We start from the raw sequence: 759 nt of genomic DNA, 5'->3' as shown, positions 1-759 counted from the left end.
CTCCCCGCCGGCCCGGCCACCGTGCACCTGACCGCGCAGGCCGTGCTGCTCGGCCCCTGGGGCGGCACCCCGGCGGCCGGTCCGGCCTGCGGGACCTGTGTGGCGATGCGCCGCCAGCGGCTGCGCACCCGTACCGAGCGGGAGGCACTGGAGACCGGTACGGAGACCACGGCGGCCGGGGCCTGGCCGGTGCTGCCGGACCACACGGTGGACGCGGTGTGGTCGCTGCACCGGCTGATCGCCTCCGGCGCCGCCCGCCACACCGCCGAGGGCCCGGACGCCGAACTGCCCCGGGTCACGGAGCTGGACCTGGAGACCCTGCGGGTACGGACGTTCCCCCTGCTGCCGGAGCCGATGTGCCCACGCTGCCGTCCCTTCACCGAGGAGGCGGCCTCACGCGCGGCTGCGGAGGCCACCCTGCCCGCCCCGGCCCCGCTGCCCAAGCCGCGCCCGGACTCGTACCGGCTGCGCCGGGCGTCGGACCACCCGCTGCCGGTGAAGGCGCTGGCCAACCCGGTGTGCGGGGTGCTGGGCGGCGGCACCTGGACCGACGTCACCTCCCCCACCACCGCGCCGGTCGCGGGCAGCGTCTTCATGCGGGGGTACGCCGGTCTCACCGATGTCACCTGGAGCGGCCAGGCCAACTCCTTCCGGGCCAGCCGCGACCTGGCCTTCCTGGAGGGCCTGGAGCGGTACGCGGGCACCCACCGGCGGCACCGCGCGCCGGTGGTGACGGCCTCGCTGGAGGAGCTGGGCGAC

1 protein-coding gene is annotated in these 759 nt (G+C 77.3%); it reads left to right on the top strand.

The features are described from left to right. Nucleotides 1-759: TOMM precursor leader peptide-binding protein (locus GT030_RS10255; protein WP_161200828.1), on the top strand; the 759-nt coding region annotated here is incomplete at both ends.

It is taken from the genome of Streptomyces sp. SID1328, from assembly GCF_009865595.1.
Taxonomy (GTDB): Bacteria; Actinomycetota; Actinomycetes; order Streptomycetales; family Streptomycetaceae; genus Streptomyces; species Streptomyces griseoluteus.
This window is presented reverse-complemented; position numbering and strand designations above follow the sequence as displayed.